Annotated in this window: 22 protein-coding genes and 1 other RNA gene; 17 read left to right on the top strand and 6 right to left on the bottom strand. The window is 65.6% G+C overall.

Annotated features, from left to right (window positions below; genetic code table 11):
• Nucleotides 1–8: 8 nt before the first annotated feature.
• Both V6W80_RS18860 and V6W80_RS18855 read right to left on the bottom strand, forming a co-directional pair.
• Nucleotides 9–383 carry a YraN family protein gene (locus V6W80_RS18860; RefSeq protein WP_338545075.1) on the bottom strand — a complete coding sequence of 125 codons (375 nt, stop codon included), beginning with the start codon at nucleotides 381–383 and terminating at the stop codon, nucleotides 9–11.
• Complete coding sequence (locus V6W80_RS18855) at nucleotides 380–2,164, bottom strand: penicillin-binding protein activator (RefSeq protein ID WP_338545074.1); 1,785 nt, start codon at nucleotides 2,162–2,164, stop codon at nucleotides 380–382. The genes V6W80_RS18860 and V6W80_RS18855 overlap by 4 nt, the downstream gene beginning before the upstream one ends.
• A 124-nt stretch (nucleotides 2,165–2,288) precedes the next feature.
• Between V6W80_RS18855 and rsmI the strand changes: the two genes are divergently transcribed.
• The 17 genes from rsmI (at nucleotide 2,289) to lpxC (ending at nucleotide 20,687) form a co-directional block, all read left to right on the top strand.
• A complete protein-coding gene (rsmI, locus tag V6W80_RS18850) occupies nucleotides 2,289–3,131 on the top strand; it encodes a 16S rRNA (cytidine(1402)-2'-O)-methyltransferase (protein WP_371913897.1) in 843 nt (280 codons plus the stop codon).
• Between the two features lie 61 nt (nucleotides 3,132–3,192).
• An RNA gene (rnpB, locus tag V6W80_RS18845) (RNase P RNA component class A) lies at nucleotides 3,193–3,548 on the top strand.
• A gap of 289 nt (nucleotides 3,549–3,837) precedes the next feature.
• On the top strand, nucleotides 3,838–4,293 hold the full coding sequence (gene mraZ / locus V6W80_RS18840) for a division/cell wall cluster transcriptional repressor MraZ (RefSeq protein WP_007162063.1): 456 nt from the start codon (nucleotides 3,838–3,840) through the stop codon (nucleotides 4,291–4,293).
• A gap of 2 nt (nucleotides 4,294–4,295) precedes the next feature.
• The gene (gene rsmH / locus V6W80_RS18835; protein WP_231356063.1) at nucleotides 4,296–5,237 is read left to right on the top strand and encodes a 16S rRNA (cytosine(1402)-N(4))-methyltransferase RsmH; all 942 of its coding nucleotides are present in this window, start codon (nucleotides 4,296–4,298) and stop codon (nucleotides 5,235–5,237) included.
• Complete coding sequence (gene ftsL / locus V6W80_RS18830; protein ID WP_017640714.1) at nucleotides 5,234–5,527, top strand: cell division protein FtsL; 294 nt, start codon at nucleotides 5,234–5,236, stop codon at nucleotides 5,525–5,527. Before rsmH ends, ftsL begins: the two co-directional genes overlap by 4 nt.
• A gap of 59 nt (nucleotides 5,528–5,586) precedes the next feature.
• Entirely contained in the window at nucleotides 5,587–7,281 is a 1,695-nt protein-coding gene (locus V6W80_RS18825; RefSeq protein WP_371099783.1) for a peptidoglycan D,D-transpeptidase FtsI family protein, read from the top strand.
• The gene (locus V6W80_RS18820; RefSeq protein WP_338545073.1) at nucleotides 7,278–8,747 is read left to right on the top strand and encodes a UDP-N-acetylmuramoyl-L-alanyl-D-glutamate--2,6-diaminopimelate ligase; all 1,470 of its coding nucleotides are present in this window, start codon (nucleotides 7,278–7,280) and stop codon (nucleotides 8,745–8,747) included. Before V6W80_RS18825 ends, V6W80_RS18820 begins: the two co-directional genes overlap by 4 nt.
• The gene (locus V6W80_RS18815) at nucleotides 8,740–10,107 is read left to right on the top strand and encodes a UDP-N-acetylmuramoyl-tripeptide--D-alanyl-D-alanine ligase (protein WP_338545072.1); all 1,368 of its coding nucleotides are present in this window, start codon (nucleotides 8,740–8,742) and stop codon (nucleotides 10,105–10,107) included. Before V6W80_RS18820 ends, V6W80_RS18815 begins: the two co-directional genes overlap by 8 nt.
• Nucleotides 10,107–11,189 carry a phospho-N-acetylmuramoyl-pentapeptide-transferase gene (gene mraY, locus V6W80_RS18810; protein ID WP_017640710.1) on the top strand — a complete coding sequence of 361 codons (1,083 nt, stop codon included), beginning with the start codon at nucleotides 10,107–10,109 and terminating at the stop codon, nucleotides 11,187–11,189. The genes V6W80_RS18815 and mraY overlap by 1 nt, the downstream gene beginning before the upstream one ends.
• 59 nt (nucleotides 11,190–11,248) lie before the next feature.
• The gene (gene murD, locus V6W80_RS18805) at nucleotides 11,249–12,538 is read left to right on the top strand and encodes a UDP-N-acetylmuramoyl-L-alanine--D-glutamate ligase (RefSeq protein ID WP_338547472.1); all 1,290 of its coding nucleotides are present in this window, start codon (nucleotides 11,249–11,251) and stop codon (nucleotides 12,536–12,538) included.
• The gene (gene ftsW / locus V6W80_RS18800; protein ID WP_133862632.1) at nucleotides 12,538–13,737 is read left to right on the top strand and encodes a putative lipid II flippase FtsW; all 1,200 of its coding nucleotides are present in this window, start codon (nucleotides 12,538–12,540) and stop codon (nucleotides 13,735–13,737) included. Before murD ends, ftsW begins: the two co-directional genes overlap by 1 nt.
• Nucleotides 13,727–14,797: an undecaprenyldiphospho-muramoylpentapeptide beta-N-acetylglucosaminyltransferase gene (gene murG, locus V6W80_RS18795; protein ID WP_338545071.1), complete on the top strand. Its 1,071-nt coding sequence runs from the start codon at nucleotides 13,727–13,729 to the stop codon at nucleotides 14,795–14,797. Before ftsW ends, murG begins: the two co-directional genes overlap by 11 nt.
• A gap of 34 nt (nucleotides 14,798–14,831) precedes the next feature.
• The gene (gene murC, locus V6W80_RS18790) at nucleotides 14,832–16,247 is read left to right on the top strand and encodes a UDP-N-acetylmuramate--L-alanine ligase (RefSeq protein ID WP_017640706.1); all 1,416 of its coding nucleotides are present in this window, start codon (nucleotides 14,832–14,834) and stop codon (nucleotides 16,245–16,247) included.
• A 65-nt stretch (nucleotides 16,248–16,312) separates the two neighbouring features.
• Nucleotides 16,313–17,167, top strand: coding sequence for a cell division protein FtsQ/DivIB (locus V6W80_RS18785; protein WP_017640705.1), 855 nt, complete (start codon nucleotides 16,313–16,315; stop codon nucleotides 17,165–17,167).
• Nucleotides 17,168–17,183: 16 nt separating this feature from the next.
• Nucleotides 17,184–18,428 (top strand): cell division protein FtsA, encoded by a 1,245-nt coding sequence (gene ftsA / locus V6W80_RS18780; RefSeq protein ID WP_017640704.1) that lies wholly within the window; start codon nucleotides 17,184–17,186, stop codon nucleotides 18,426–18,428.
• Between the two features lie 53 nt (nucleotides 18,429–18,481).
• A complete protein-coding gene (gene ftsZ, locus V6W80_RS18775; RefSeq protein ID WP_017640703.1) occupies nucleotides 18,482–19,663 on the top strand; it encodes a cell division protein FtsZ in 1,182 nt (393 codons plus the stop codon).
• A gap of 109 nt (nucleotides 19,664–19,772) precedes the next feature.
• Nucleotides 19,773–20,687 (top strand): UDP-3-O-acyl-N-acetylglucosamine deacetylase, encoded by a 915-nt coding sequence (lpxC, locus tag V6W80_RS18770; protein ID WP_017640702.1) that lies wholly within the window; start codon nucleotides 19,773–19,775, stop codon nucleotides 20,685–20,687.
• A 59-nt stretch (nucleotides 20,688–20,746) separates the two neighbouring features.
• On the opposite strand, the gene V6W80_RS18765 is transcribed toward lpxC, so the two are convergent.
• The 4 genes from V6W80_RS18765 to V6W80_RS18750 all read right to left on the bottom strand — a co-directional run bounded on the left by V6W80_RS18765 (nucleotide 20,747) and on the right by V6W80_RS18750 (nucleotide 22,745).
• Nucleotides 20,747–21,085, bottom strand: coding sequence for a HopJ type III effector protein (locus V6W80_RS18765; protein ID WP_160923822.1), 339 nt, complete (start codon nucleotides 21,083–21,085; stop codon nucleotides 20,747–20,749).
• Nucleotides 21,082–21,375, bottom strand: coding sequence for a DUF1244 domain-containing protein (locus V6W80_RS18760; RefSeq protein WP_064307907.1), 294 nt, complete (start codon nucleotides 21,373–21,375; stop codon nucleotides 21,082–21,084). The genes V6W80_RS18765 and V6W80_RS18760 overlap by 4 nt, the downstream gene beginning before the upstream one ends.
• Nucleotides 21,376–21,390: 15 nt before the next feature.
• Nucleotides 21,391–22,089, bottom strand: coding sequence for a dihydromonapterin reductase (gene folM / locus V6W80_RS18755; protein ID WP_338545070.1), 699 nt, complete (start codon nucleotides 22,087–22,089; stop codon nucleotides 21,391–21,393).
• Nucleotides 22,090–22,184: 95 nt separating this feature from the next.
• Entirely contained in the window at nucleotides 22,185–22,745 is a 561-nt protein-coding gene (locus V6W80_RS18750; RefSeq protein WP_026083804.1) for an antibiotic biosynthesis monooxygenase, read from the bottom strand.
• Nucleotides 22,746–22,905: the final 160 nt, after the last annotated feature.

Raw genomic sequence — 22,905 nt, 5'->3', positions numbered from 1 at the left:
GGAGGGCCTCAGGCCTCGAAGGCCTGTTTGATCCATTCGAGTGCCTGAGGGGATGCGTCGGCCCCGGGGCCGATCGCGATCACGTCGAAACGACAGGGCCGCTTGGCCCAGCGCGCTTCGGATTGCAGAAAGAGGGCGGCGCTGTTGACCAGTCGCTGCCGCTTGCGGGCATCTATGCTTTCCGCGGCGCCGCCCCAGGCGGTATGCCTGCGGGCGCGTACCTCGACGAATACTACTGTATCGCCGTCGAGCATGACCAGATCGAGCTCACCGCCACGCCAGCGCCAGTTACGGGCGATCAGGCGCAGACCGTGCGTCTGCAGGAACTGCAGCGCACGGTCCTCGCCTTGCTTGCCGCGCTGGAGGTGCAGGGCCTGCTTCACGGCGTGCTGAGCGAAGCCGGCACGCTGGTGGTGGGCAGCGGTGCATTGTTGGCTGGCAGCGGCTGGGCCAAGCCGTTGCGGAATTCCGCCCAGGGCAGGTGACGCACCACACGCTGATCGGGCGCCACGCTCAGATTGCCGGACAGGCCGGGCAGCTCGGAGTTGGGCAGGGCCTTGAGCTGCTGCAGGTGCAGCGCCAGCAGGTAGGCATCGGCGCCCATGGCATAGAGGCGACCGATGCTGGTGCCGGCCTGAGGCCACTGGGCGGTGATCTTGGCGCGCAGCGGATTGCTCGGGTCCAGCAGCCAGGGCGTTTCGCAGAACAGGATGCCGTTGAGATCCTGGTTGACGCCGGGTTCGTTGACCCCGCTGTTGAGGTTGGAGGTGGCGTACACCGGCAGATCGCGGGCGTTCTGGTAGACCAGGATCGGCTTGATCTGGCGGGCCTGCGCCGGCGTCGAGGCGAGGAAGATGAAATCCATGCCCTGGCGCATCTGCAGGAGGCTGGTGATGCGGTTGGCGATCTCGACCGGCTGGCCGATGCGCTCGGCGGCGACCAGGCGACCACCCAGCTGCTGCCACTCGTTCTGGAAGGCGGCCAGTACGCGGGCGCCCCAGTCGCCCTGGGGCACCATGGCACCGGCGCTGCGCTTGCCATCGGCCCAGGCACGGCGGGCGGCTTCGCGGGCCTCGTCCTCGGCGGCCAGGCCGAACTGGAAGAGCTGCGGCGGCTGGGCGCCCTGGCTGTCGCCATAGTTCAGCGCCAGGGTGTTGAGCGGCAATTGCGGGCGATCGCTCAGCTGCTTGACCAGATTCTTTTCCAGCGGGCCGACCACCAGCTGGATACCGGCGGCCTGGGCCTGGCGGTAGAAGGCGTCCAGCGAGCCCATCTGGGTACTGTCGTAGACGGTCACGGCCGGGGCGGTCTGGCCCGCAGCCAGGGCCTCGTAACGGGCGGCCATGAAGCCGTCCTGCAGCGCGCGGGAGACGCCGGCGAGCTGGCCCTGCAGGGGCAACAGCAGTGCGACGCGATTGAGTGGCTCGCGCGCCAGGGTCTTCAGGCGTTCCAGGTCATCGGGCAGATTGCGCGCGGCGGGATGGCCGGGGTGCTGCTGCCATTCCTCGATGGCCGACAATTGCTGGTCCAGCGCCAGGTTGCCGCGGGTGATGGCGGCCAGGGCCAGCCAGCCATTGAGATCGGCATCCTTCACGCTCTGGCGCAGTTGCGCATCCGCCAGGCTGGTCACCAGCTGCCAGATCTGCTCGCGGTTGTCGTGGGCGGCATCGCCTTCGAGCAGCGGCCCCAGGAAGATGCGCTCCTGGGCGGCGGCGAGCGGCTGGCCATTGGCGGCCTGGGCCTCGGCCTTGGTCAGGCCGCTGCGGATCTGCTGCTGGGCCGGCAATTCGCCCAGTTGGGCGAAGCTGGGATGGTCGAAACGCTTGAGCGCCTGGGCCGGCTGCTTGTCGAGCAGATCGAGCTGGGCCAGCAAGGTCTGGGCGAACATCTGCTGCGCCGGCTTCAAGCCTTCCAGATTGATGGAGCCCAGGATCTGCCGCGCTTCGCGGGCGTTCTGCTGGGCATAGGCCTTGTCCGCGGCGGTCAGACGCAGCAGATTGGCCTGCTCGGACTGACTGGAGCCGGCCTGGTTCAGCAGTTGCTCGATGCTGGCCTGGCTGGGCTGAGGCAGCGCCCCGAGGCTGCTCGTGGTGGGCGAGCTGCTGCAGGCGGCGAGCAGGGCGAAGGCGGTGGCGCAGATCAGCGGACGCAGGCGGAACTTCATGCGGTGGTTCCTGAGCAGAGTTCGGAAAGGGGCGATTGTCTCACAGCACCCAGGCGCTGCGAACGCCGAGGGCGAGAGCGGCGTACACTGTTGGGCTATTTCCAGTCCGTCAGGTTTCATCATGATTTCGCCGGGTACTCTTTATGTGGTTGCCACCCCCATCGGCAACCTGGACGACATCACCACCCGTGCCCTCAAGGTCCTGCGCGACGTGGCCCTGATCGCCGCCGAAGACACCCGTCATTCGGCGCGCCTGTTGCGCCATTTCGGTATCGAAACGCCACTTGCCGCCTGTCACGACCACAACGAGCGCGATGCCGGAGGTCGCTTCATCACCCGCTTGCTGGCGGGAGAGGACGTCGCCCTGATCTCCGATGCGGGCACGCCGCTGATTTCCGATCCGGGCTTTCACCTGGTGCGCGCCGCGCGCGCCCAGGGCATCCGGGTCTCGCCGATTCCCGGTGCCTGCGCGCTGATCGCGGCGCTGTCGGCGGCCGGGCTGCCTTCGGACCGCTTCAGCTTCGAGGGCTTCCTGCCAGCCAAGGCGGTGGGCCGGCAGGGGCGGCTGGCGGCCCTGCGCGAAGACCCGCGCACCCTGATCTTCTACGAGGCGCCCCATCGCCTCGACGACTGCGTGGCCGACATGGTGAGCACCTTCGGGCCCGAGCGGCACATCGTGCTGGGGCGCGAGCTGACCAAGACCTTCGAGACCCTGCGCGGCCTGCCCGCGGGCGAGCTGCAGGCCTGGATTCGCGAGGATCTGGATCAGCAGCGCGGCGAATGCGTGTTGCTGGTGGCCGGCTGGACCGCGCCGGAAGACGCCGAGGTCGATGCCGAAACCCTGCGCATCCTCGATCTGCTGCTGGCCGAGCTGCCGGTCAAGCGCGCCGCCGCCCTGGCCGCCCAGATCACCGGCGCGCGCAAGAACCTGCTCTACCAGCTAGCGCTGGAGCGCAAGGGCGAGTAGGGCGAATTAGTGGGCATCTTTCCTTGTTATCCGCCCCCAGTCTCTATACCCTTGCGCCGCGAGAGCCGACCGGGCAGTCGCTGTCGTGATCCGCAAGGGTCGCGAGGGAGGAAAGTCCGGGCTCCATAGGGCGAGGTGCCAGGTAACGCCTGGGAGGCGTGAGCCTACGGAAAGTGCCACAGAAAATAACCGCCTAAGCGCGCAAGCGCCGGTAAGGGTGAAAAGGTGCGGTAAGAGCGCACCGCACGGCTGGCAACAGTTCGTGGCTAGGTAAACCCCACCTGGAGCAAGACCAAATAGGAATCCATAGGCGTGGCCCGCGCTGGATTCGGGTAGGTCGCTAGAGGCAATCAGCGATGGTTGTCCCAGAGGAATGACTGTCCTCGACAGAACCCGGCTTACAGGTCGGCTCTCGCACTCCCTCCCTCCCGGGCCTCTACGCCTGGGGTCTGAGACCTCTTCTTAAGACATCACTTTAATCAATTGAGCCAATCAATTGACTTCATTTCCGTTTGTCGGAAATCGATGTCGTTCGTCTTGGTCGTGAACTCGTGCAATTTGCTCGAAATCCGCGTCCCATGCGGCCTGGGAACCCCCTCGCTTACCTTGACTGAAAGCGGCCCTCCTCAATATAGTGGCGGCCGGTGGTACGAAGTGGGGCGAAGTGGGATTTAATGGCAAGGACAGCCTATTAGAGGACGCGAAATTGTTCCGGGGAGCGAACGCCATCAGTCTCGACGCCAAGGGGCGCGCCGCGATGCCGAGCCGGTATCGTGACGAGCTGCTGGAGCGTTGTGCCGGCCAGCTCATCGTGACGATCGATGCCGTCGACCCCTGCCTTTGCGTCTATCCACTCCCGGAATGGGAAATCATCGAAAGCAAGCTGCGGCAGTTGCCCTCGCTACGCGAGGAGACTCGCCGCTTGCAGCGCTTGCTGATCGGCAATGCGGTGGATCTAGAACTCGACGGCAGTGGCCGTTTCCTGGTTCCGCCGCGCCTGCGTGAATACGCCAAGCTGGACCGGCGCGTGATGCTGGTCGGGCAGCTCAACAAGTTCCAGTTATGGGATGAGGATGCCTGGAGTGCCGTGTGCGACGCGGATCTCCTGGCGATTAAGGAACCCGGCGGTATGCCGGATGAAATGCGCGATTTGATCCTGTGACCATGAACCCAGTCTTCCACCACGTCTCCGTTCTCCTGGACGAGGCCGTACAGGCATTGGCGATCCAGCCTGCCGGCCGTTATCTGGACGGCACCTTCGGCCGCGGCGGACACAGCCGGGCCGCGTTGCGCCTGCTGGGTGGGGAAGGGCGGTTGCTGGGTTTCGACAAGGACCCCCAGGCGATCGCCGCCGGCCAGGCCCTGGCCGCGGAAGATCCGCGTTTCGAGATCGTCCAGCGCAGCTTCGCCGAGCTGGGCGATGAACTCGTCAGCCGTGGCTGGTCCGGCCAGGTCGATGGCGTGTTGCTGGATCTGGGCGTCTCCTCGCCCCAGCTCGACGATCCCGAGCGCGGTTTCAGCTTCATGCAGGACGGTCCCCTGGACATGCGCATGGATCCGAGCCGGGGGCAGAGCGCCGCCGCCTGGATCGCCACGGCTGCCGAGGCCGATATCGCCCAGGTGTTCAAGGAATTCGGCGAAGAGCGCTTCGCCAAGCGCATGGCGCGCGCCGTGGTGCAGCGCCGTGAGGTCCAGCCCTTCGAACGCACCGGTGATCTGGCCAAGGTGCTCACCGAGGCCAATCCGGCCTGGGAAAAGGGTAAACATCCCGCCACCCGCGCCTTCCAGGGGCTGCGCATCTACATCAACCGCGAACTGAGCGATCTGGAGCAGGGCCTGCAGGCCGCCTACGAGCAGTTGGCGGTGGGTGGCCGGTTGGTGGTGATCAGCTTCCACTCCCTGGAAGATCGCATCGTCAAGCAATTCATGCGCCGACTGGCCAAGGGCGAGGCCGACCAACTGCCGCGCGACCTGCCGATCCGCGCCACGGTCTTCGAGCCTTCGCTGCGCCTGCTGGGCAAGCCGGTCTATGCCAGCGAAGCCGAACTGGCCGCCAATCCCCGCGCCCGCAGCGCCGTGATGCGCGTTGCCGAGAAGCTGAAATGAGCCGGCTCTTCGTCAAGAAACTGCCCCTGGGCAGCAGCGTCATGCTGGTGCTGTTCGCTGGCGTGCTGCTGTCGGCGGTAGCCGTGGCCTATAGCGCCCACTGGAATCGCCAGCTGCTCAATACCCTCTATGGCGAGATGGCCATCCGCGACAAGGCCCAGGCCGAGTACGGTCGGCTGCTGCTGGAGCAGAGCACCTGGACCGCCCACAGCCGCGTCGAGGCCCTGGCCAGCGGTCAGCTGCAGATGCGCATTCCCGATCCGACCGAAATCCGGATGGTCAATCCGTGAAAGGCCTGATCGCGCGCCTGCCCTGGCGCTTCAGCCTGATTATCGGGCTGTTGCTGGTCATGGTCGGCACCATCATCTGGCGCATCGTCGATCTGCACGTGATTGACCGGGCCTTTCTCAAGGGGCAGGGCGATGCGCGCAGCGTGCGCACCATTCCCATCCCGGCGCACCGTGGCCTGATCACCGATCGCAATGGTGAACCCCTGGCCGTGAGCACGCCGGTCACCACACTGTGGATCAATCCCAAGGAGCTGCTGGGCGCCGAGGATCGCTGGCCGACCCTAGCCGATGCCGTTGGCCAGCCGCGTGCGGAATTGGCCAAACGCATCGAGCAGAACGCCAGCAAGGAATTTCTCTACCTGGCCCGCGGCCTGACGCCCGAGCAGGGCGAAGCGGTGATGAGCCAGGTCAAGGCGCACAAGATTCCTGGTGTCTACGACATCGAGGAATTTCGGCGTTTCTATCCGGCGGGTGAGGTGGCGGCCCATGTGGTCGGCTTCACCGACATCGACGACCACGGTCGCGAAGGCATCGAGCTGGCCTTCAACGAATGGCTGTCCGGCGTGCCGGGTCGTCGCCAGGTGGTCAAGGATCGCCGCGGTCGGCTGATCCGCGATGTGCAGGTCGCCAAGAACGCCAAGCCGGGCAATACCCTGGCGCTGTCCATCGACCTGCGTCTGCAGTATCTCGCTGCCCGCGAGCTGCGCAATGCCCTGACCCAGTTCGAAGCCGAGGCCGGCAGCCTGACCATTGTCGACGTCAAGACCGGTGAGGTCCTGGCGATGGTCAACATGCCCACCTACAACCCCAACAACAGACGCAGCCTCGAACCGGCCGCCATGCGCAACCGGGCGATGATCGACGTCATGGAACCCGGCTCGGTGATGAAGCCGATCTCCATGACCGCAGCGCTCGCCAGCGGTCGCTGGAAACCCACCGACAAGGTCAACGTCTATCCCGGTTCGCTGCAGATCGGTCGCTATACCATCAAGGACGTCTCCCACAGCGATGGCGCCCTGGACCTGACCGGCATCCTCATCAAGTCCAGCAACGTCGGCATGAGCAAGATCGCCTTCGATGTCGGTGGCGAGAACATCTACAACGCCATGCGCGCCGTCGGCCTTGGCCAGGACACCGGTCTGGGCTTCCCCGGCGAGCGGGTCGGCAATCTGCCTAACCACCGCACCTGGCGTCCGGCCGAGACCGCGACCCTGTCCTATGGCTACGGCCTGGCGGTGACCGCCGTGCAGCTGGCCCATGCCTATTCGGTGCTGGCCAACGACGGGCGCTCGGTACCGCTGTCCATGGTGCGCCTGGACAAGGCTCCGGCCAGCGACCAGGCGGTGGACGAGCGCGTCGCCAAGACCCTGCAAGGCATGCTGCAACAGGTCGTGGAAGCTCCCGGTGGTGCCTTCCGCGCCCAGGTGCCGGGCTACCACGTCGCCGGCAAGAGCGGTACCGCGCGCAAGACCAGCACCGGTACCCGGGGCTATGCCGAAAATTCCTATCGCTCGCTGTTCGCCGGCTTCGGCCCCACCAGCAATCCGCGCCTGGCCGCGGTGGTGGTGATCGACCGTCCCAGCAAGGGCGGCTACTACGGTGGCGTGGTGTCGGCGCCGGTGTTCAGCCGCGTGATGTCCGGCGCTCTGCGCCTGATGAACATCCAGCCGGACAATCTGCAGCCGCTGCCGGTGCAGCAGGCCCAGGCCCAGGCTGCCGCCAAGCCGCTGCTGGTCGGGGAGCGTGATCGATGAGCCGCCTGCTGACCGAACTCCTGCCTGAAGCCAGCGCTGCCGTCGACATCGACGGCCTGGCGCTGGACAGTCGCGACGTTCGGACGGGCTCGCTGTTCCTCGCCATTCCCGGCTTGCACAGCGATGGCCGTGCCCATATCGCCAGTGCCGTCGAACGGGGTGCCGCAGCCATCGCCTACGAGGTGAAGGACGCTCCCGCGCTGCCGAACCTGGACATCCCTCTGATTGCCGTCGAAGGGCTGGCCGGAAAGCTTTCCGCCATCGCCGGCCGTTTCCATGGCGAACCCAGCCAGCGCCTGGCGCTGGTCGGCATCACCGGCACCAACGGCAAGACCAGTGTCAGCCAGCTGATCGCCCAGGCCTGCGACCTGCTCGGTCAGCGTTGCGGCATCGTCGGCACCCTGGGCAACGGCTTCCATGGCGCCCTCGCCGAAGGCCGCCACACCACCCCGGACCCCCTCAAGCTACAGGCGACCCTGGCCGAACTGGCCGCCGGTGGCGCCGCCAGCGTGGCCATGGAGGTCTCATCCCATGGCCTGGTCCAGGGCCGGGTGGCAGCGCTGGCCTTCAAGGTCGCGGTCTTCACCAATCTGTCCCGCGACCACCTCGATTACCACGGCACCATGGCCGCCTATGGCGAAGCCAAGGCCCAGTTGTTCACCTGGCCCGGGCTCGGCACCCGCGTCCTCAATATCGATGATGCCTTTGGCCGCGAGCTGGCAGCTCGCCCCAGCCCGGCAGCGACCCTGACCTACAGCCTGAGCGATCCGGCTGCCAGCATCCATTGCCAGGCTGTCCAGTTCGACGACCACGGCGTGCGCGCCCAGCTGGTCACCGCCCAGGGCACCGGCGAGCTGCGCAGCCAGCTGATCGGACTCTTCAACCTGAGCAATCTGCTGGCCGCCATCGGTGCGCTGCTGGGCTTGGGGCATGGCCTCGACGCCATCCTTGCCATCCTCCCGCAGCTGCAGGGCCCGGCCGGACGCATGCAGCGCCTGGGCGGCGCCGGGCGGCCGCTGGTGGTAGTGGACTATGCACATACCCCCGACGCCCTGGACAAGGTGCTCACTGCCCTGCGGCCCCATGTCGGTGCCCAGGGTCGATTGGTCTGCGTGTTCGGCTGTGGCGGCGATCGCGATCGCGGCAAGCGGCCGGAGATGGCCGCGGTGGCTGAGCGCCTGGCCGACCAGGTGGTGGTGACCGACGACAACCCCCGTACCGAGGATCCGGCCGCCATCGTCGCCGACATTCGCGCGGGCTTCGCGCAGCCCGAGCAGGTGAGCTTCGCCGGCCGGCGCGAGGTGGCAATCGCCCAGGCCGTGGCCGCGGCGACCGCCCAGGACATCGTGGTGCTGGCCGGCAAGGGCCATGAGCCCTACCAGGAAATCGCCGGTGTCCGCCATCCCTTTTCCGATCTCGACCAGGCCGAGCGGGCCCTGACCGCCTGGGAGCGACAGCATGCTTAGATCCTTCACCCTCACCGAAGTGGCCGAGGCCCTGACCGGCAACCTGCTGGGCGCCGATGCCCTGTTCGATGGCGTCGGCACCGACAGTCGCAAGGCCGTGGCCGGACAACTCTTCGTCGCCCTGAGCGGGCCGCGCTTCGATGGTCATGCCTATCTGGCCGACGTGGCCGCCCAGGGCGCCGCGGCAGCCCTGGTGGAGCGCGCCGTGCCCGAGGTTCATCTGCCCCAACTGGTGGTAGCCGACACCCGCCTGGCGTTGGGTCGCCTCGGCGCCTTCAATCGTGATCTGTTCCAAGGCAAGCTCGCCGCCGTGACCGGCTCCAGCGGCAAGACCACGGTCAAGGAACTGCTCGCCGCCATCCTGCGTCAGCAGGGTGCCACGCTGGCCACCCAAGGCAATCTGAACAACGAACTCGGCGCACCCCTGACCCTGCTGCAACTGGCCGCCGAGCACGCCTTCGGCGTCATCGAGCTGGGCGCTTCCCACGTCGGGGACATCGCCTATACCGTGAGCCTGACACGCCCGGATGTCGTTATCATTACCAACGCCGGCCAGGCCCATGTGGGCGAGTTCGGCGGCGTCGATCGTATCGTCGAGGCCAAGGGCGAGATCATCGAGGGCGTGGGCGAGGCGGGCACCGTGGTGCTCAACCGCGATGACGCCGCCTTCGAGACCTGGCAACGCCGTGCGGCCGGGCGCCAAGTCATCGCCTTCGGCCTGGATGCCCGCGCCGATGTCCGCGCCACCGAGGTGAGCCTGGATAGCCAAGGTCGTCCGAGCTTCACCCTGCACACTGCCCAAGACGACGTACGCATCACCCTGCAACTGCTGGGTGCCCACAACGTCGGCAATGCCCTGGCCGCCGCGGCGGCCGCCCTCAGCCTGGGCCTGGACCTGACCACCGTCGCCCGTGGCCTGGCCACAGCGGCACCGGTCCAGGGTCGCACCCTGACCCGCACCAGCCAGCGCGGCGCCCAGGTCATCGACGACAGCTACAACGCCAACCCCGCCTCGGTGAAGGCCGGGATCGATCTGCTGGCTGCCTTGCCGGGCCGTCGGGTGGTGGTCCTGGGCGACATCGCCGAGCTGGGCGAATGGACCGAAGAGGGCCATCGCGACGTGGGCGAGCATGCCCGCGGCAAGGTGAACGCCTTCTACAGCGTCGGTCCTTCGATGGCCCATGCGGCCCGCGCCTATGGCGCCGAGGCCCGACATTTCGCCGATCGCGAACAACTGATCGAGGCCCTGGCGGACGAGGACCGGGCCGGAACCACCCTGCTGATCAAGGGATCCCGCAGCGCCGCGATGGACAAGGTCGTCGCCGCGCTCTGCGCTCTCAACACCGAGGAGAAACACTGATGCTGCTGCTGTTGGCGGAGTTCCTGCAACAGTTCTACAAGGGCTTCGCCGTCTTCCAATACCTCAGCCTGCGCGGCATTCTGGGCGTTCTGACCGCCCTGATGCTGTCGTTGTGGCTCGGCCCCTGGATGATCCGCACCCTGCAGATCCGCCAGATCGGCCAGGCCGTACGCAACGATGGCCCCCAGTCGCACCTGTCCAAATCCGGCACTCCCACCATGGGCGGCGCCCTGATCCTGACCACCATCGGCATCAGCACCCTGCTGTGGGCCGATCTGCACAACCGCTATGTCTGGACCGTGCTGGGGGTGACCTTCCTGTTCGGCGCCATCGGCTGGGTCGACGACTATCGCAAGGTGATCGAGAAGAACTCCCGGGGCCTGCCCAGTCGCTGGAAGTACTTCTGGCAATCGGTGTTCGGCCTGGGGGCGGCGATCTTCCTCTACATGACGGCCAAGGCCCCAATCGAAACCACCTTGATCCTGCCGCTGCTGAAGAACATCGAAATCCCGCTGGGGATTTTCTTCGTTGTGCTGACCTATTTCGTCATCGTCGGCTCCAGCAACGCGGTCAACCTCACCGATGGCCTCGACGGCCTGGCGATCATGCCCACCGTAATGGTCGGCGGCGCCCTGGGCATCTTCTGCTACCTGTCGGGCAACGTGAAATTCGCCGACTACCTGCTGATTCCCTATGTGGAAGGCTCCGGCGAGCTGATCGTCTTCTGCGGCGCCCTGATCGGGGCGGGCCTGGGCTTTCTCTGGTTCAACACCTATCCGGCCATGGTCTTCATGGGTGACGTCGGCGCCCTGGCGCTGGGCGCCGCCCTGGGCACCATCGCCGTGATCGTCCGCCAGGAAGTGGTGCTGTTCATCATGGGTGGCGTCTTCGTCATGGAGACCCTCTCGGTGGTCATCCAGGTCGCCTCCTTCAAGCTGACCGGCAAGCGCGTCTTCCGCATGGCGCCGATCCACCACCATTTCGAATTGAAGGGCTGGCCCGAACCGCGGGTCATCGTGCGCTTCTGGATCATCACCGTGATCCTGGTGCTGTTCGGTCTCGCCACCCTGAAACTGAGGTAATCGCAGTGCTCATCGCTTCCGACCAGTTCCGTATCGTCGTCGGCCTCGGCAAGAGTGGCATGTCGCTGGTGCGCTTTCTCGCGCGCCGGGGCGTGCCCTTTGCCGTGGCCGACACGCGGGAACAGCCGCCGGAACTGGAAACGCTGCGCACCCAGTATCCCGGGATCGAGGTGCGTTGCGGTGAGCTGGATGCCGACTTCCTCTGCCGCGCGGCCGAACTCTATGTGAGCCCTGGCCTGGCTCTGGAAACGCCGGCGCTGCGAGAGGCCGCTGCCCGTGGCGTGCGGCTGTCCGGCGACATCGATCTGTTCGTGCGTCATGCCAAGGCGCCCCTCGTCGCCATCACCGGTTCCAACGCCAAGAGCACCGTCACGACCCTGGTCGGCGACATGGCCCGGCGTGCTGGCAAGCGCGTCGCCGTGGGCGGCAACCTGGGCACTCCGGCGCTGGATCTGCTGGCCAACGACGTCGAACTCTATGTGCTGGAGCTGTCGAGCTTCCAGCTGGAGACCTGCGAGCGACTCGACGCCGAGGTGGCCACGGTGCTCAACCTCAGCGAAGACCACATGGATCGCTACACCGGCATGCCGGCCTATCACCAGGCCAAGCACCGCATCTTCCGCGGCGCCCGCCAGGTGGTGGTCAATCGCGACGATGCGCTGTCGCGGCCGCTGATCGGCGATGACGTGCCGCGCCTGACCTTCGGCCTGGGACGGCCCGATTTCCGTGCCTTCGGCATTCGCGAGGAGGAGGGCCATCGCTATCTGGCGCTGGCCTTCGACAACCTGTTGGATGTCGAGGAACTCAAGATCCGTGGTACCCACAACCACAGCAATGCCCTGGCCGCACTGGCGCTGGGTCAGGCTGCCGGCTTGCCGCTCGCGCCCATGCTGGAGGCGCTGCGCGCCTTCCCGGGCCTGGAGCATCGCTGCCAGTGGGTGGGCGAGGTCGCGGGGGTCAACTACTACAACGATTCCAAGGCCACCAATGTCGGCGCTGCCCTGGCGGCGGTCGAAGGCCTGGGTGACGACATCGCCGGGCAACTGGTACTGATCGCCGGTGGCGACGGCAAGGGGGCCGATTTCAGCGCCCTGCGCGAGCCCATCGCGCGCCACTGCCGCGCCGTGGTGCTGTTGGGCCGCGATGCGGCGCGGATCGCCGAGATCCTGCCGGCCACCGTGCAACAGGTGCGCGTCGCTACCCTGGACGAGGCGGTGAATGAAAGCCGCCAGTTGGCCCAGCCGGGCGATGCCGTGCTGCTGTCGCCGGCCTGCGCCAGCCTCGACATGTTCCGCAACTTCGAAGAGCGCGGACGGTTGTTCGCCCAGGCCGTAGGAGCATTGTCATGATCCTCAGCCTGCTGCGTCCCTATCCCTCGCCGCTGGCCAGCCGCCACGGCATCGACCTGGACTTCCCGCTGCTGGCGGGTTGCCTGCTGCTGCTCGGCCTCGGCCTGGTGATGGTGACTTCGGCTTCCTCCGAGGTGGCCGCCGCCCAGTCGGGCAATCCGCTGTACTTCATGTACCGCCACCTGGTCTACCTGGCGATCGGCTTCGTCTCCTGCGGCGTGGTGATGCTGATTCCCATGGCCACCTGGCAGCGCTTCGGCTTTCCGTTGCTGATCATCGCCTTCCTCCTGCTGGTAGCGGTGCTGGTGCCCGGCATCGGCCGCGAGGTGAACGGTTCCCTGCGCTGGATCGGCTTCGGCATCTTCAACGTGCAGCCCTCGGAGATCGCCAAGGTCTTCGTGGTGCTCTATCTGGCCGGTTACCTGGTTCGTCGTCAGCATGAGGTGCGCCACACCTGGGCCGGCTTCTTCAAGCCCTTCATCGTGCTCCTGCCGATGGCCATGCTGCTGCTGCGCGAACCCGACTTCGGTGCCACCGTAGTGATGATGGGCGCCGCCGGTGCCATGCTGTTCCTTGGCGGCGTCGGTCTGTTCCGCTTCCTGATGATGGTCGCCCTGGCCGTGCTGGCGGTGTTCGTCCTGGTGCAAACCCAGTCCTACCGGATGCAGCGACTGATCACCTTCACCGATCCCTGGGCCGACCAGTTCGGCTCCGGCTACCAGCTGACCCAGGCGCTGATCGCCTTCGGTCGTGGCGGCTGGACCGGTCTCGGCCTGGGCAACAGCATCCAGAAGCAGTTCTATCTGCCCGAAGCCCATACCGACTTCCTCTTCGCCGTGCTGGCCGAAGAGTTGGGACTGATCGGTGCCATGGCCACGGTCGGCCTGTTCCTCTTCGTCTGCGTGCGCGGGCTGTTCATCGGTCACTGGGCCGAGCAGTCCAAGCAGTTCTTTTCGGCCTATGTGGCCTACGGCCTGTCGATGCTGTGGATCGGCCAGTTCCTGATCAACATCGGCGTGAACGTCGGCCTGCTGCCGACCAAGGGCCTGACCCTGCCCTTCCTCAGCTACGGCGGCAGCTCCCTGGTGATCTGCTGCGTGAGCATGGGCCTGCTGCTGCGCATCGAGTGGGAGAGACGCACCCTGGTGGATACCGAGGATGTGGAATTCACCGAAGAGGATTTCGCCGATGTCCGCTAACGTCCTCATCATGGCCGGCGGCACCGGCGGGCACGTCTTCCCGGCCCTGGCCTGCGCCCGTGAATTCGAAGCCCGCGGCTATACCGTGCATTGGCTGGGTACGCCGCGCGGCATCGAGAACGACGTGGTGCCCAAGGCCGGCATCAGCCTGCACCACATTCCGGTCACTGGCCTGCGCGGCAAGGGCGTGCGCTCTCTGGTGAAGGCGCCGCTGCAACTCAGCGGTGCGCTCTTGCAGGCTATGGGTCTCATGCGCCGGCTCAAGCCGGTCTGCGTGCTGGGCCTGGGTGGCTTCGTCACCGGTCCCGGTGGCCTGGCCGCCAAGCTGTGCAACATCCCACTGGTGATTCACGAACAGAATGCCCATGCCGGCACCGCCAACCGCCTGCTGGTACCCATGGCGGCGCGGGTCTGCGAAGGCTTTGCCGACACCTTCCCGGCGTCCGCCAAACGCCTGTCCACCGGCAATCCGGTGCGCGCCGAACTCTTCGCCCCGGTGACCCGTGCGCCGCTGGAAGAGCGCGCCGCCAACCTGCTGGTATTGGGCGGTAGCCTGGGCGCCGAGCCGCTCAACAAGCTGCTGCCCGACGCCCTGGCGCAACTGCCGGCCGGACTTCGCCCGCAGGTCCGCCACCAGGCCGGTCGCCAGCACGCCGAGGTGACCGCCGAGCGCTATGCCAACGTCGCCGTGGAGGCCGATGTCCAGCCCTTCATCGCCGACATGGCCGCCGCCTATGCCTGGGCCGATCTGGTGATCTGCCGGGCCGGCGCCCTGACCGTCGCCGAGCTGACCGCCACCGGTCTGCCGGCGCTGCTGATCCCCCTGCCGCACGCCATCGACGACCACCAGACCAGCAATGCGCGCTTCCTGGAGCGCGCCGGTGCCGGTGTGGTGCTGCCGCAACATTCCACCCGCCCGGCGGATCTCGCCGCGCAGCTTACCGAGGTCCTGATGCATCCCGAACGTCTTGCCGGCATGGCCGCTCGCAGCCGTGCCCTGGCCAAACCCGATGCCACCCGTGCAGTCGTCGACGCCTGTCTGGAGGTTGCCCGTGGTTAAGTCGCAAAGTGCCATTCAGGCCGAAGTTCGGCGCATGCGCAGCATCCGCCGCATCCACTTCGTCGGTATCGGCGGCGTCGGCATGTGCGGCATCGCCGAGGTGCTGCTGAACCTGGGCTATGAGGTCTCGGGTTCGGACCTCAAGGAATCCGCGGTTACCGCGCGCCTGCAGCAATTCGGCGCGCGCATCTACATCGGCCACCGCGCCGAGAATCTGGATCAGGTCGACGTGCTGGTGGTGTCCAGCGCCATCAACAGATCCAATCCCGAGGTCTCCGCCGCCCTCGAGCAGCGCATTCCCGTGGTGCCCCGCGCCGAGATGCTCTCCGAGCTGATGCGCTATCGCCACGGCATCGCCGTCGCCGGTACCCATGGCAAGACCACCACCACCAGTCTGATCGCCTCGGTGTTCGCAGCCGAGGGCCTGGACCCGACCTTCGTCATCGGCGGCCGCCTCAATGCCGCCGGTACCAATGCCCAGCTCGGCACCAGCCGCTACCTGATCGCCGAGGCCGACGAGAGCGACGCCAGCTTCCTGCACCTGCAGCCCATGGTTGCCGTGGTCACCAACATCGACGCCGACCACATGAGCACCTACGAGGGTGACTTCAACCGGCTCAAGCGCACCTTCGTCGACTTCCTGCACAACCTGCCGTTCTATGGCCTGGCCGTGCTCTGCGTCGACGATCCGGTGGTGCGCGAGATCATTCCCCAGGTCGCCCGGCCCACCGTCACCTACGGCACCGCCGAGGACGCCGACGTCCGGGCCGTGGACATCCGCCAGGACGGCATGCGCACCTATTTCACCGTGCTGCGCGAGGGCCGCGCGCCCCTGGCGGTCTCGGTCAACATGCCGGGCGTGCACAACGTGCTCAACGCCCTGGCCACCATTGCCATCGCCACCGATGAAGGCGTCAGTGACGAGGCCATCCTCAATGGCCTGTCCGGCTTCCAGGGCGTAGGGCGGCGCTTCCAGGTCTATGGCGAACTGCCGGTCGCCGGTGGCAGCGTCATGCTGGTGGACGACTACGGTCACCACCCGCGCGAAGTCGCCGCGGTGATCAAGGCCGTGCGCGGTGGCTGGCCCGAGCGCCGGCTGGTGATGGTCTATCAGCCGCACCGCTTCAGTCGCACTCGCGATCTCTACGAAGACTTCGTCCAGGTGCTAGCCGATGCCAACGTCCTTTTGCTGATGGAAGTCTATCCGGCCGGCGAAGAACCCATTCCTGGAGCCGACAGCCGCCAGCTCTGCCACAGCATCCGCCAGCGCGGTCAGCTCGATCCCATCTATGTGGAGCGCGGCAGCAACATCGCCCCGCTGGTCAAGCCGCTGTTGCGCCCGGGCGACATCCTGCTCTGCCAGGGCGCGGGCGACATCGGCGCGCTGGCACCGCAACTGCTCAACCACCCGCTGTTCGCCACCGCTGCGACCGCCGGGAGTTCGGCATGAGCCGTCATCCGTACAACCCCTTGCCGGCAGCCGCTGTTGCCGGCACGCACGTGGAGGGCTGAACCTTGGTCGCCACCCTACGTCACAACCAGCCCGGCTTCGGTCGGTCGCGCAACGTCGAGCAACGCGGAGCCAGTCGCCTGGTCGCCGAAGAGCCGCTGTCGACGCGCCTGCCGCGTCCCAGCCTGGGTCTGCTCAAGCGCATCCTCTGGCCGTTCCTGCTGCTGGGGCTGGGCTTCGGCACCTATGAAGGCGCCCAGCGGCTGCTGCCCTATGCCGACCGGCCGATCGCCAAGGTCAGCGTCAAGGGCGATCTCTCCTACATCAGCCAGGCGGCGGTGCAGCAGCGGATCGCGCCCTTCGTCGGCACCACCTTCTTCCAGGTCGACCTGGCCGACATGCGCCATGAACTGGAAACCATGCCGTGGATCGCCCATGCCGAGGTGCGCCGCGTCTGGCCGGACGAGATCAGCATCCGCCTGGAAGAGCAGATGCCCATCGCCCGCTGGGGCGACGAGGCGCTGCTGAACAACCAGGGTGAGGCTTTTGCCCCGCAGGATCTGGCCAACTATGACAATCTACCGCGGCTGTACGGCCCCAAGCGGGCCCAGCAGCAAGTGATGCAGCAGTACCAGATGTTCAGCCAGATGCTCCGGCCGCTCGGTTACACCGTGGCGCGCCTGGAAATGCACGAGCGTGGCAGCTGGTACCTCACCACCGGTCAGGGCCTGGAACTGGTGTTCGGCCGTGACCAGCTGGTGGAAAAGATGCGGCGCTTCATGCGCCTGTACGATCAGGTGCTCAAGGCACAGATGGACAATATCGCGCGGATCGATCTGCGTTATCCGAACGGTCTGGCCGTGGCCTGGCGTGATCCCGCTGTCGCCGCCACCCCCGTGACCGAACCGGCCAAGCATTGAGGAGAAGTTTTTTACTATGGCAAGCGTGCAAAGCGGCAAGATGATCGTCGGCCTCGACATCGGCACTTCCAAGGTCGTGGCTCTGGTCGGCGAGGTGTCTTCCGATGGTCAGATCGAGATCGTCGGGATCGGCACCCATCCGTCGCGCGGGCTCAAGAAGGGCGTGGTGGTCAACATCGAGTCCACCGTCGCCTCCATCCAGCGGGCCATCGAAGAAGCCCAGCTGATGGCCGGTTGCCGGATCCATTCGGCCTTCGTCGGTATTGCCGGCAATCACATCCGCAGCCTGAATTCCCACGGTATCGTGGCGATCCGCGACCGTGAAGTGAGTCCTGCGGACATCGAGCGGGTGCTCGATGCCGCCCAGGCGGTGGCCATTCCCGCCGACCAGCGCGTACTGCACACCCTGGCCCAGGACTATGTGATCGACAACCAGGAAGGGGTACGCGAGCCCCTGGGCATGTCCGGCGTGCGCCTGGAAGCCAAGGTCCATGTGGTGACCTGCGCCGTCAACGCCGCGCAGAACATCGAGAAATGTGTTCGCCGTTGCGGCCTGGAAGTCGACGACATCATTCTGGAACAGTTGGCCTCGGCCTATTCGGTACTGACCGACGACGAAAAGGAACTGGGCGTCTGCCTGGTGGATGTCGGTGGCGGCACTACCGACATAGCCATCTTTACCGAAGGCGCCATCCGCCATACGGCGGTAATACCCATTGCTGGCGACCAAGTCACAAATGACATTGCCATGGCCTTGAGAACCCCGACGCAATATGCCGAAGAAATCAAGATTCGGTATGCTTGTGCCTTGGCGAAACTGGCTGGACCGGGCGAAACCATCAAGGTGCCCAGCGTGGGTGATCGTCCGCCGCGAGAATTGTCGCGTCAGGCCCTCGCGGAAGTGGTCGAGCCCCGTTACGATGAGCTATTCACACTGGTGCAAGCGGAACTGCGCCGCAGTGGTTACGAGGATCTGATCCCCGCTGGGATCGTACTCACCGGTGGTACTGCGAAGATGGAAGGCGCGGTCGAACTGGCGGAAGAGATTTTCCATATGCCGGTACGCCTGGGGGTGCCCCAGACGGTCAAGGGTCTGACTGACGTAATCAGCAACCCGATCTATTCCACAGGCGTCGGCCTGTTGCTCTATGGTCTGCAAAAGCAGACCGATCCTTTGCCGGTTGTTTCTGGCGGATATAGCAGCGAAACCAAATCCACAGTCCTGGAACGCATGAAGCGTTGGGTCCAGGGCAACTTGTAATTCACAATTAAACCGCGGCAGTAGGCGAAGATCCGAAAGGAAGAGAGGGGACCATGTTCGAACTCGTAGACAACATTCCACAAAGCGCCGTGATCAAAGTCATCGGCGTGGGCGGTGGCGGTGGCAACGCCGTCAACCACATGGTCAAAAGCGGTGTTGAAGGCGTCGAATTCATCTGTGCAAATACCGACGCCCAGGCCCTGAAGAACGTCACATCCCGTACCGTGTTGCAACTCGGCCCAGGCGTCACCAAGGGTCTGGGTGCCGGCACCAACCCGGAAATCGGCCGCCAGGCGGCCATGGAAGATCGTGAGCGCATCGCCGAAGTCCTCGAAGGTGCCGACATGGTCTTCATCACCACCGGCATGGGCGGTGGCACCGGTACCGGTGCCGCGCCGATCATCGCTGAAGTGGCCAAGGAAATGGGTATCCTGACCGTTGCCGTGGTCACCCGTCCGTTCCCCTTCGAAGGCCGCAAGCGCATGCAGGTCGCCGACGAAGGCATTCGCTCCCTGTCCGAATGCGTCGACTCGCTGATCACCATCCCCAACGAGAAGCTGCTGACCATTCTGGGTAAGGACGCCAGCCTGCTGGCCGCCTTCGCCAAGGCTGACGACGTTCTCGCCGGCGCCGTTCGCGGTATCTCCGACATCATGCAGCGTCCCGGCCTGATGAACGTCGACTTCGCCGACGTCAAGACCGTGATGGGCGAGATGGGCATGGCCATGATGGGTACCGGTCATGCCAGCGGTCCGAACCGTGCGCGCGAAGCGACCGAAGCCGCCATCCGCAATCCGTTGCTGGAAGACGTCAACCTGCACGGCGCTCGCGGCATCCTGGTCAACATCACCGCTGGCCTGGATCTGTCCCTGGGTGAATACGCCGCCGTCGGCGAGATCATCGAGGACTTCGCCTCCGAACACGCCACCGTCAAGGTTGGCGCGGTAATCGATCCGGAAATGCGCGACGAGCTGCACGTCACCGTGGTCGCCACCGGCCTGGGCGCGCGCATCGAGAAGCCGGTCAAGGTGGTGGACAACACCGCTCAGACCCTGGCCGCTGCCCGTCAGGAAACCGCTCCCGTCAACTACGACGACCTCAAGTACCCGACCTCGATGCGCTCCGGTCGTGGCAGCCAGCAGCATGGCGGCTCGGCAGCGGCGACCAAGGTCAATCCCAACGACGACCTGGATTACCTGGACATCCCGGCCTTCCTGCGTCGTCAGGCTGATTGATCGGGTATATCACAAGCCAGGGTGTGATTAGTGGGCATCGATTTTCGCTTCTGCTATCATCGCGACTTCGTTGAACACCATTCGCACCCTGCGACCGAGCGGCCCTGGCATGATTAGACAACGCACCCTCAAGAACACCATTCGCGCCACCGGCGTCGGCCTGCATTCCGGGGAGAAGGTGTACCTGACCCTGAAGCCGGCTCCCGTCGATACGGGGATCGTGTTCCGTCGCACCGATCTCGATCCGGTCGTGGAAATCCCGGCCTGGGCCGAGAACGTGGGTGAAACCACCATGTCGACCAACCTGTTCAGTGACAGTGGCGTCAAGGTCGGTACCGTTGAACACCTGCTGTCGGCCATGGCCGGTCTGGGTATCGACAACGCCTACGTCGAGCTGTCCGCGGTCGAAGTCCCGATCATGGACGGCAGCGCCGGTCCCTTCGTGTTCCTGATCCAGTCCGCGGGTCTGCAGGAACAGGAAGCGGCCAAGCAATTCATCCGCATCAAGCGTGAAGTGAGCGTCGTCGACGGTGACAAGCGCGCCACCTTCGTGCCCTTCGACGGCTTCAAGGTGACCTTCGAGATCGACTTTGATCATCCGGTGGTCAACAACCGCACCCAGAAGGCCTCGGTGGATTTCTCGAGCACCTCCTTCCTCAAGGAAGTCAGCCGTGCCCGTACCTTCGGCTTCATGCGCGACCTGGAATTCCTGCGTTCGCACAACCTGGCCCTGGGTGGCAGCGTCGACAACGCCATCGTGGTGGACGAGAAGGGTGTGATCAACGAAGACGGCCTTCGTTACGAAGACGAATTCGTCAAGCACAAGATCCTCGACGCCATCGGCGACCTCTACCTGCTCGGCAAGAGCCTCATCGGCGAATTCCGCGGCTACAAGTCCGGCCATGCCATGAACAATCGCCTGCTGCGTGCGCTGCTGGCCGATCGTGATGCCTGGGAAGTGGTGACCTTCGAAGACTCCGGTCTGGCACCCATTTCCTATATGAGACCTGCGGCTGCCGTCTGAGCCCGGTCCCAAGCAAAAGCCCTGCATTCGCAGGGCTTTTTTTATGATCGCCGAAAGGTCTAGCGACGCGTCAGGGGCTCGCCCTGAAAGCTCACGCCGGCCAGGCCATGCGCGACGAGGGCGCGGATGTTGGCGTGATCGCTGCCCTCCGGCGTCTGCAGCACGCTGCGGTAGTGCTCGCCAAAGGCCAGCAGGGCTTCCTCATCGCTCAGGCCTTCGAGCTTGGCCAGACCCAGGGTCTTGCAGGAGCCTTCGTTCTGGCCGGCGGCATTGTCCACCCCGCCGTTGCGAAAGGCGGTGGGCTGGTAGTGGTAGTGCTCGGCGACGAAGGCCAGGGTGTCGGCGAAGGCGTGATCGCCCTGGGCCAGGCTGGCGCGAAAGCGGGAGAGGTCGCTCATTTGCGCTGCTGCTCCTGGAAGGCCGCGGCCTGGGCCGGGGAGGCCTCGGTCTGATGCTGGGCTTTCCAGTCCGCGTAGGGCATGCCGTAGACGACTTCGCGGGCGTCATCGAGACTCAGCTCCAGACCCTTGTCGTCGGCGGCGGCCTTGTACCACTTGGACAGGCAGTTACGGCAGAAGCCGGACAGATTCATCAGGTCGATGTTCTGCACATCGGTACGCTTGCGCAGGTGCTCGACCAGGGTGCGGAAGGCGGCGGCCTCCAGTTCCAGGCGGTCTTGTTCGGTCATGACTGATTCCTCTTGCTAGCGACGGCCATGGCGCAGGTGGCGCCCGCCGTTGACGGTGAAGGTGCTGCCGGTCGCGTATTGGGTCGACAGCAGATAGAGCACGGTATCCACGATGGGATCGGCGCCGGGTTCGAAATCCAGCAGCGCCTTGTCCAGGGTCGCCTGGCGATAGGCCTCGTCGGCGCCTTCCTTGAAGATCAGCAGCCCTGGCGCGATGGTGTTGACCCGCACCGTGGGGGCAAGGGCCTCGGCAAAGGACAGGGTCAGATTGTGCAGGGCGGCCTTGGTGGCGGCGTAGCCGATGTGATTGCGGCTGCCACGGGTCGCGCTGTCGTCGCCGATATGGATGATGTCGGCCCGGGGTGCGGCCAAGAGCAGATCTTGCAGGCCCAGGTTGAGGTGATAGGGCGCTTCCAGATGCAGGCGATAGAGCAGCCGCAGATTGTCCAGGCCATCTTCAGCCCAGACCGAGGCGTTGTGCACGATACCGCGCAGTGCGGGGTGACGTTCATGGAGCTGCTGCAGCAGGGTGTCACGCTGCGCCTCTTCGGTCAGATCGACCTGATAGGCTTCGAGCTCGAGGTCACGCAAGGGGCCGGGATCGTCGCGATAGACGGCAATGACGGGTTGGTCCTCGGCCAGCAGCCGGCGGGTCAAGGCGAGACCGACGCGGCGATTGGCACCGGTGACCAGAAGGGGAAGGGTTGCGGACATGAAGGGTACCCGATCCTGATGAGCGAAGCGGTCATGAGGCTGGCCGCTATTGTACGCATTCGACTCGTCAGGATGCAGGCTGATCCGCTATCGACCTAGCGAGCGCTGCCTCGCCAGCCATTGGCCCGCGATGAGGCGTTGTGCAGCCAGCCCTTCAACGCCCGGGTGATGAGGGGAATGAAGACGCAGACCATCACTGGGGTAAGGATCAGGGTGCTCAGCAGGATGCGTGGCAGCAACGGCAGATGCGCCAGATAATCGCCAAAGGCGGCATTGAACAGCAGGGAGATGGGAAAGAACGCCAGCCAGACGGCGATGCTCTGCTTCCAGCGCGGCGGCGGCTGGAGGCCGGCACCGAACCAGTCGTCCATGCCCTGAGCCCGTCGTGCCTGGGGCGCTTCGAACAGGCCCTGGCCACGCTCCAGCCAGAGGCGCCGGGTGTCCGAGTGTTCCCACTCGTCGAGGGTCTGGGGGCAGGCGAAGCGAAAGATGATCTGCACCAGGTTGTCGCCCGGTGGCGGGGTAAGGACACCCGAGCCGAGATAGCCGGGATACCCGGTGGCCAGGGCTTCGCCTTCGCGCAGCCAGACCAGAAAGGCGTCGTATTGGCCGGCCGCGACGCGCCGCGCGACCATGAGGGTAACAGGCTGATTCATGCTCCAACTCCGGGCGATCGGGCCGGATAGGCCGGATGCCGTCATGCCGCCGGGTAGGCGGACAGGTGGCGAAAACGCCTGGGGGTAGCAGGCGGCGCTAGCATAACAAGCCTTGAGACCCTTGGCTGCAGCGGGGGTTGCCAGCGGAGGCGTCTTGCTG

Origin of the sequence: Pseudomonas benzopyrenica, assembly GCF_036884265.1 — a bacterium.
In the GTDB taxonomy this organism is placed as follows: Bacteria; Pseudomonadota; Gammaproteobacteria; order Pseudomonadales; family Pseudomonadaceae; genus Chryseomonas; species Chryseomonas benzopyrenica.
The sequence above is the reverse complement of the archived record's forward strand: the minus strand, read 5'-3'. Positions and strand labels throughout refer to the sequence as shown.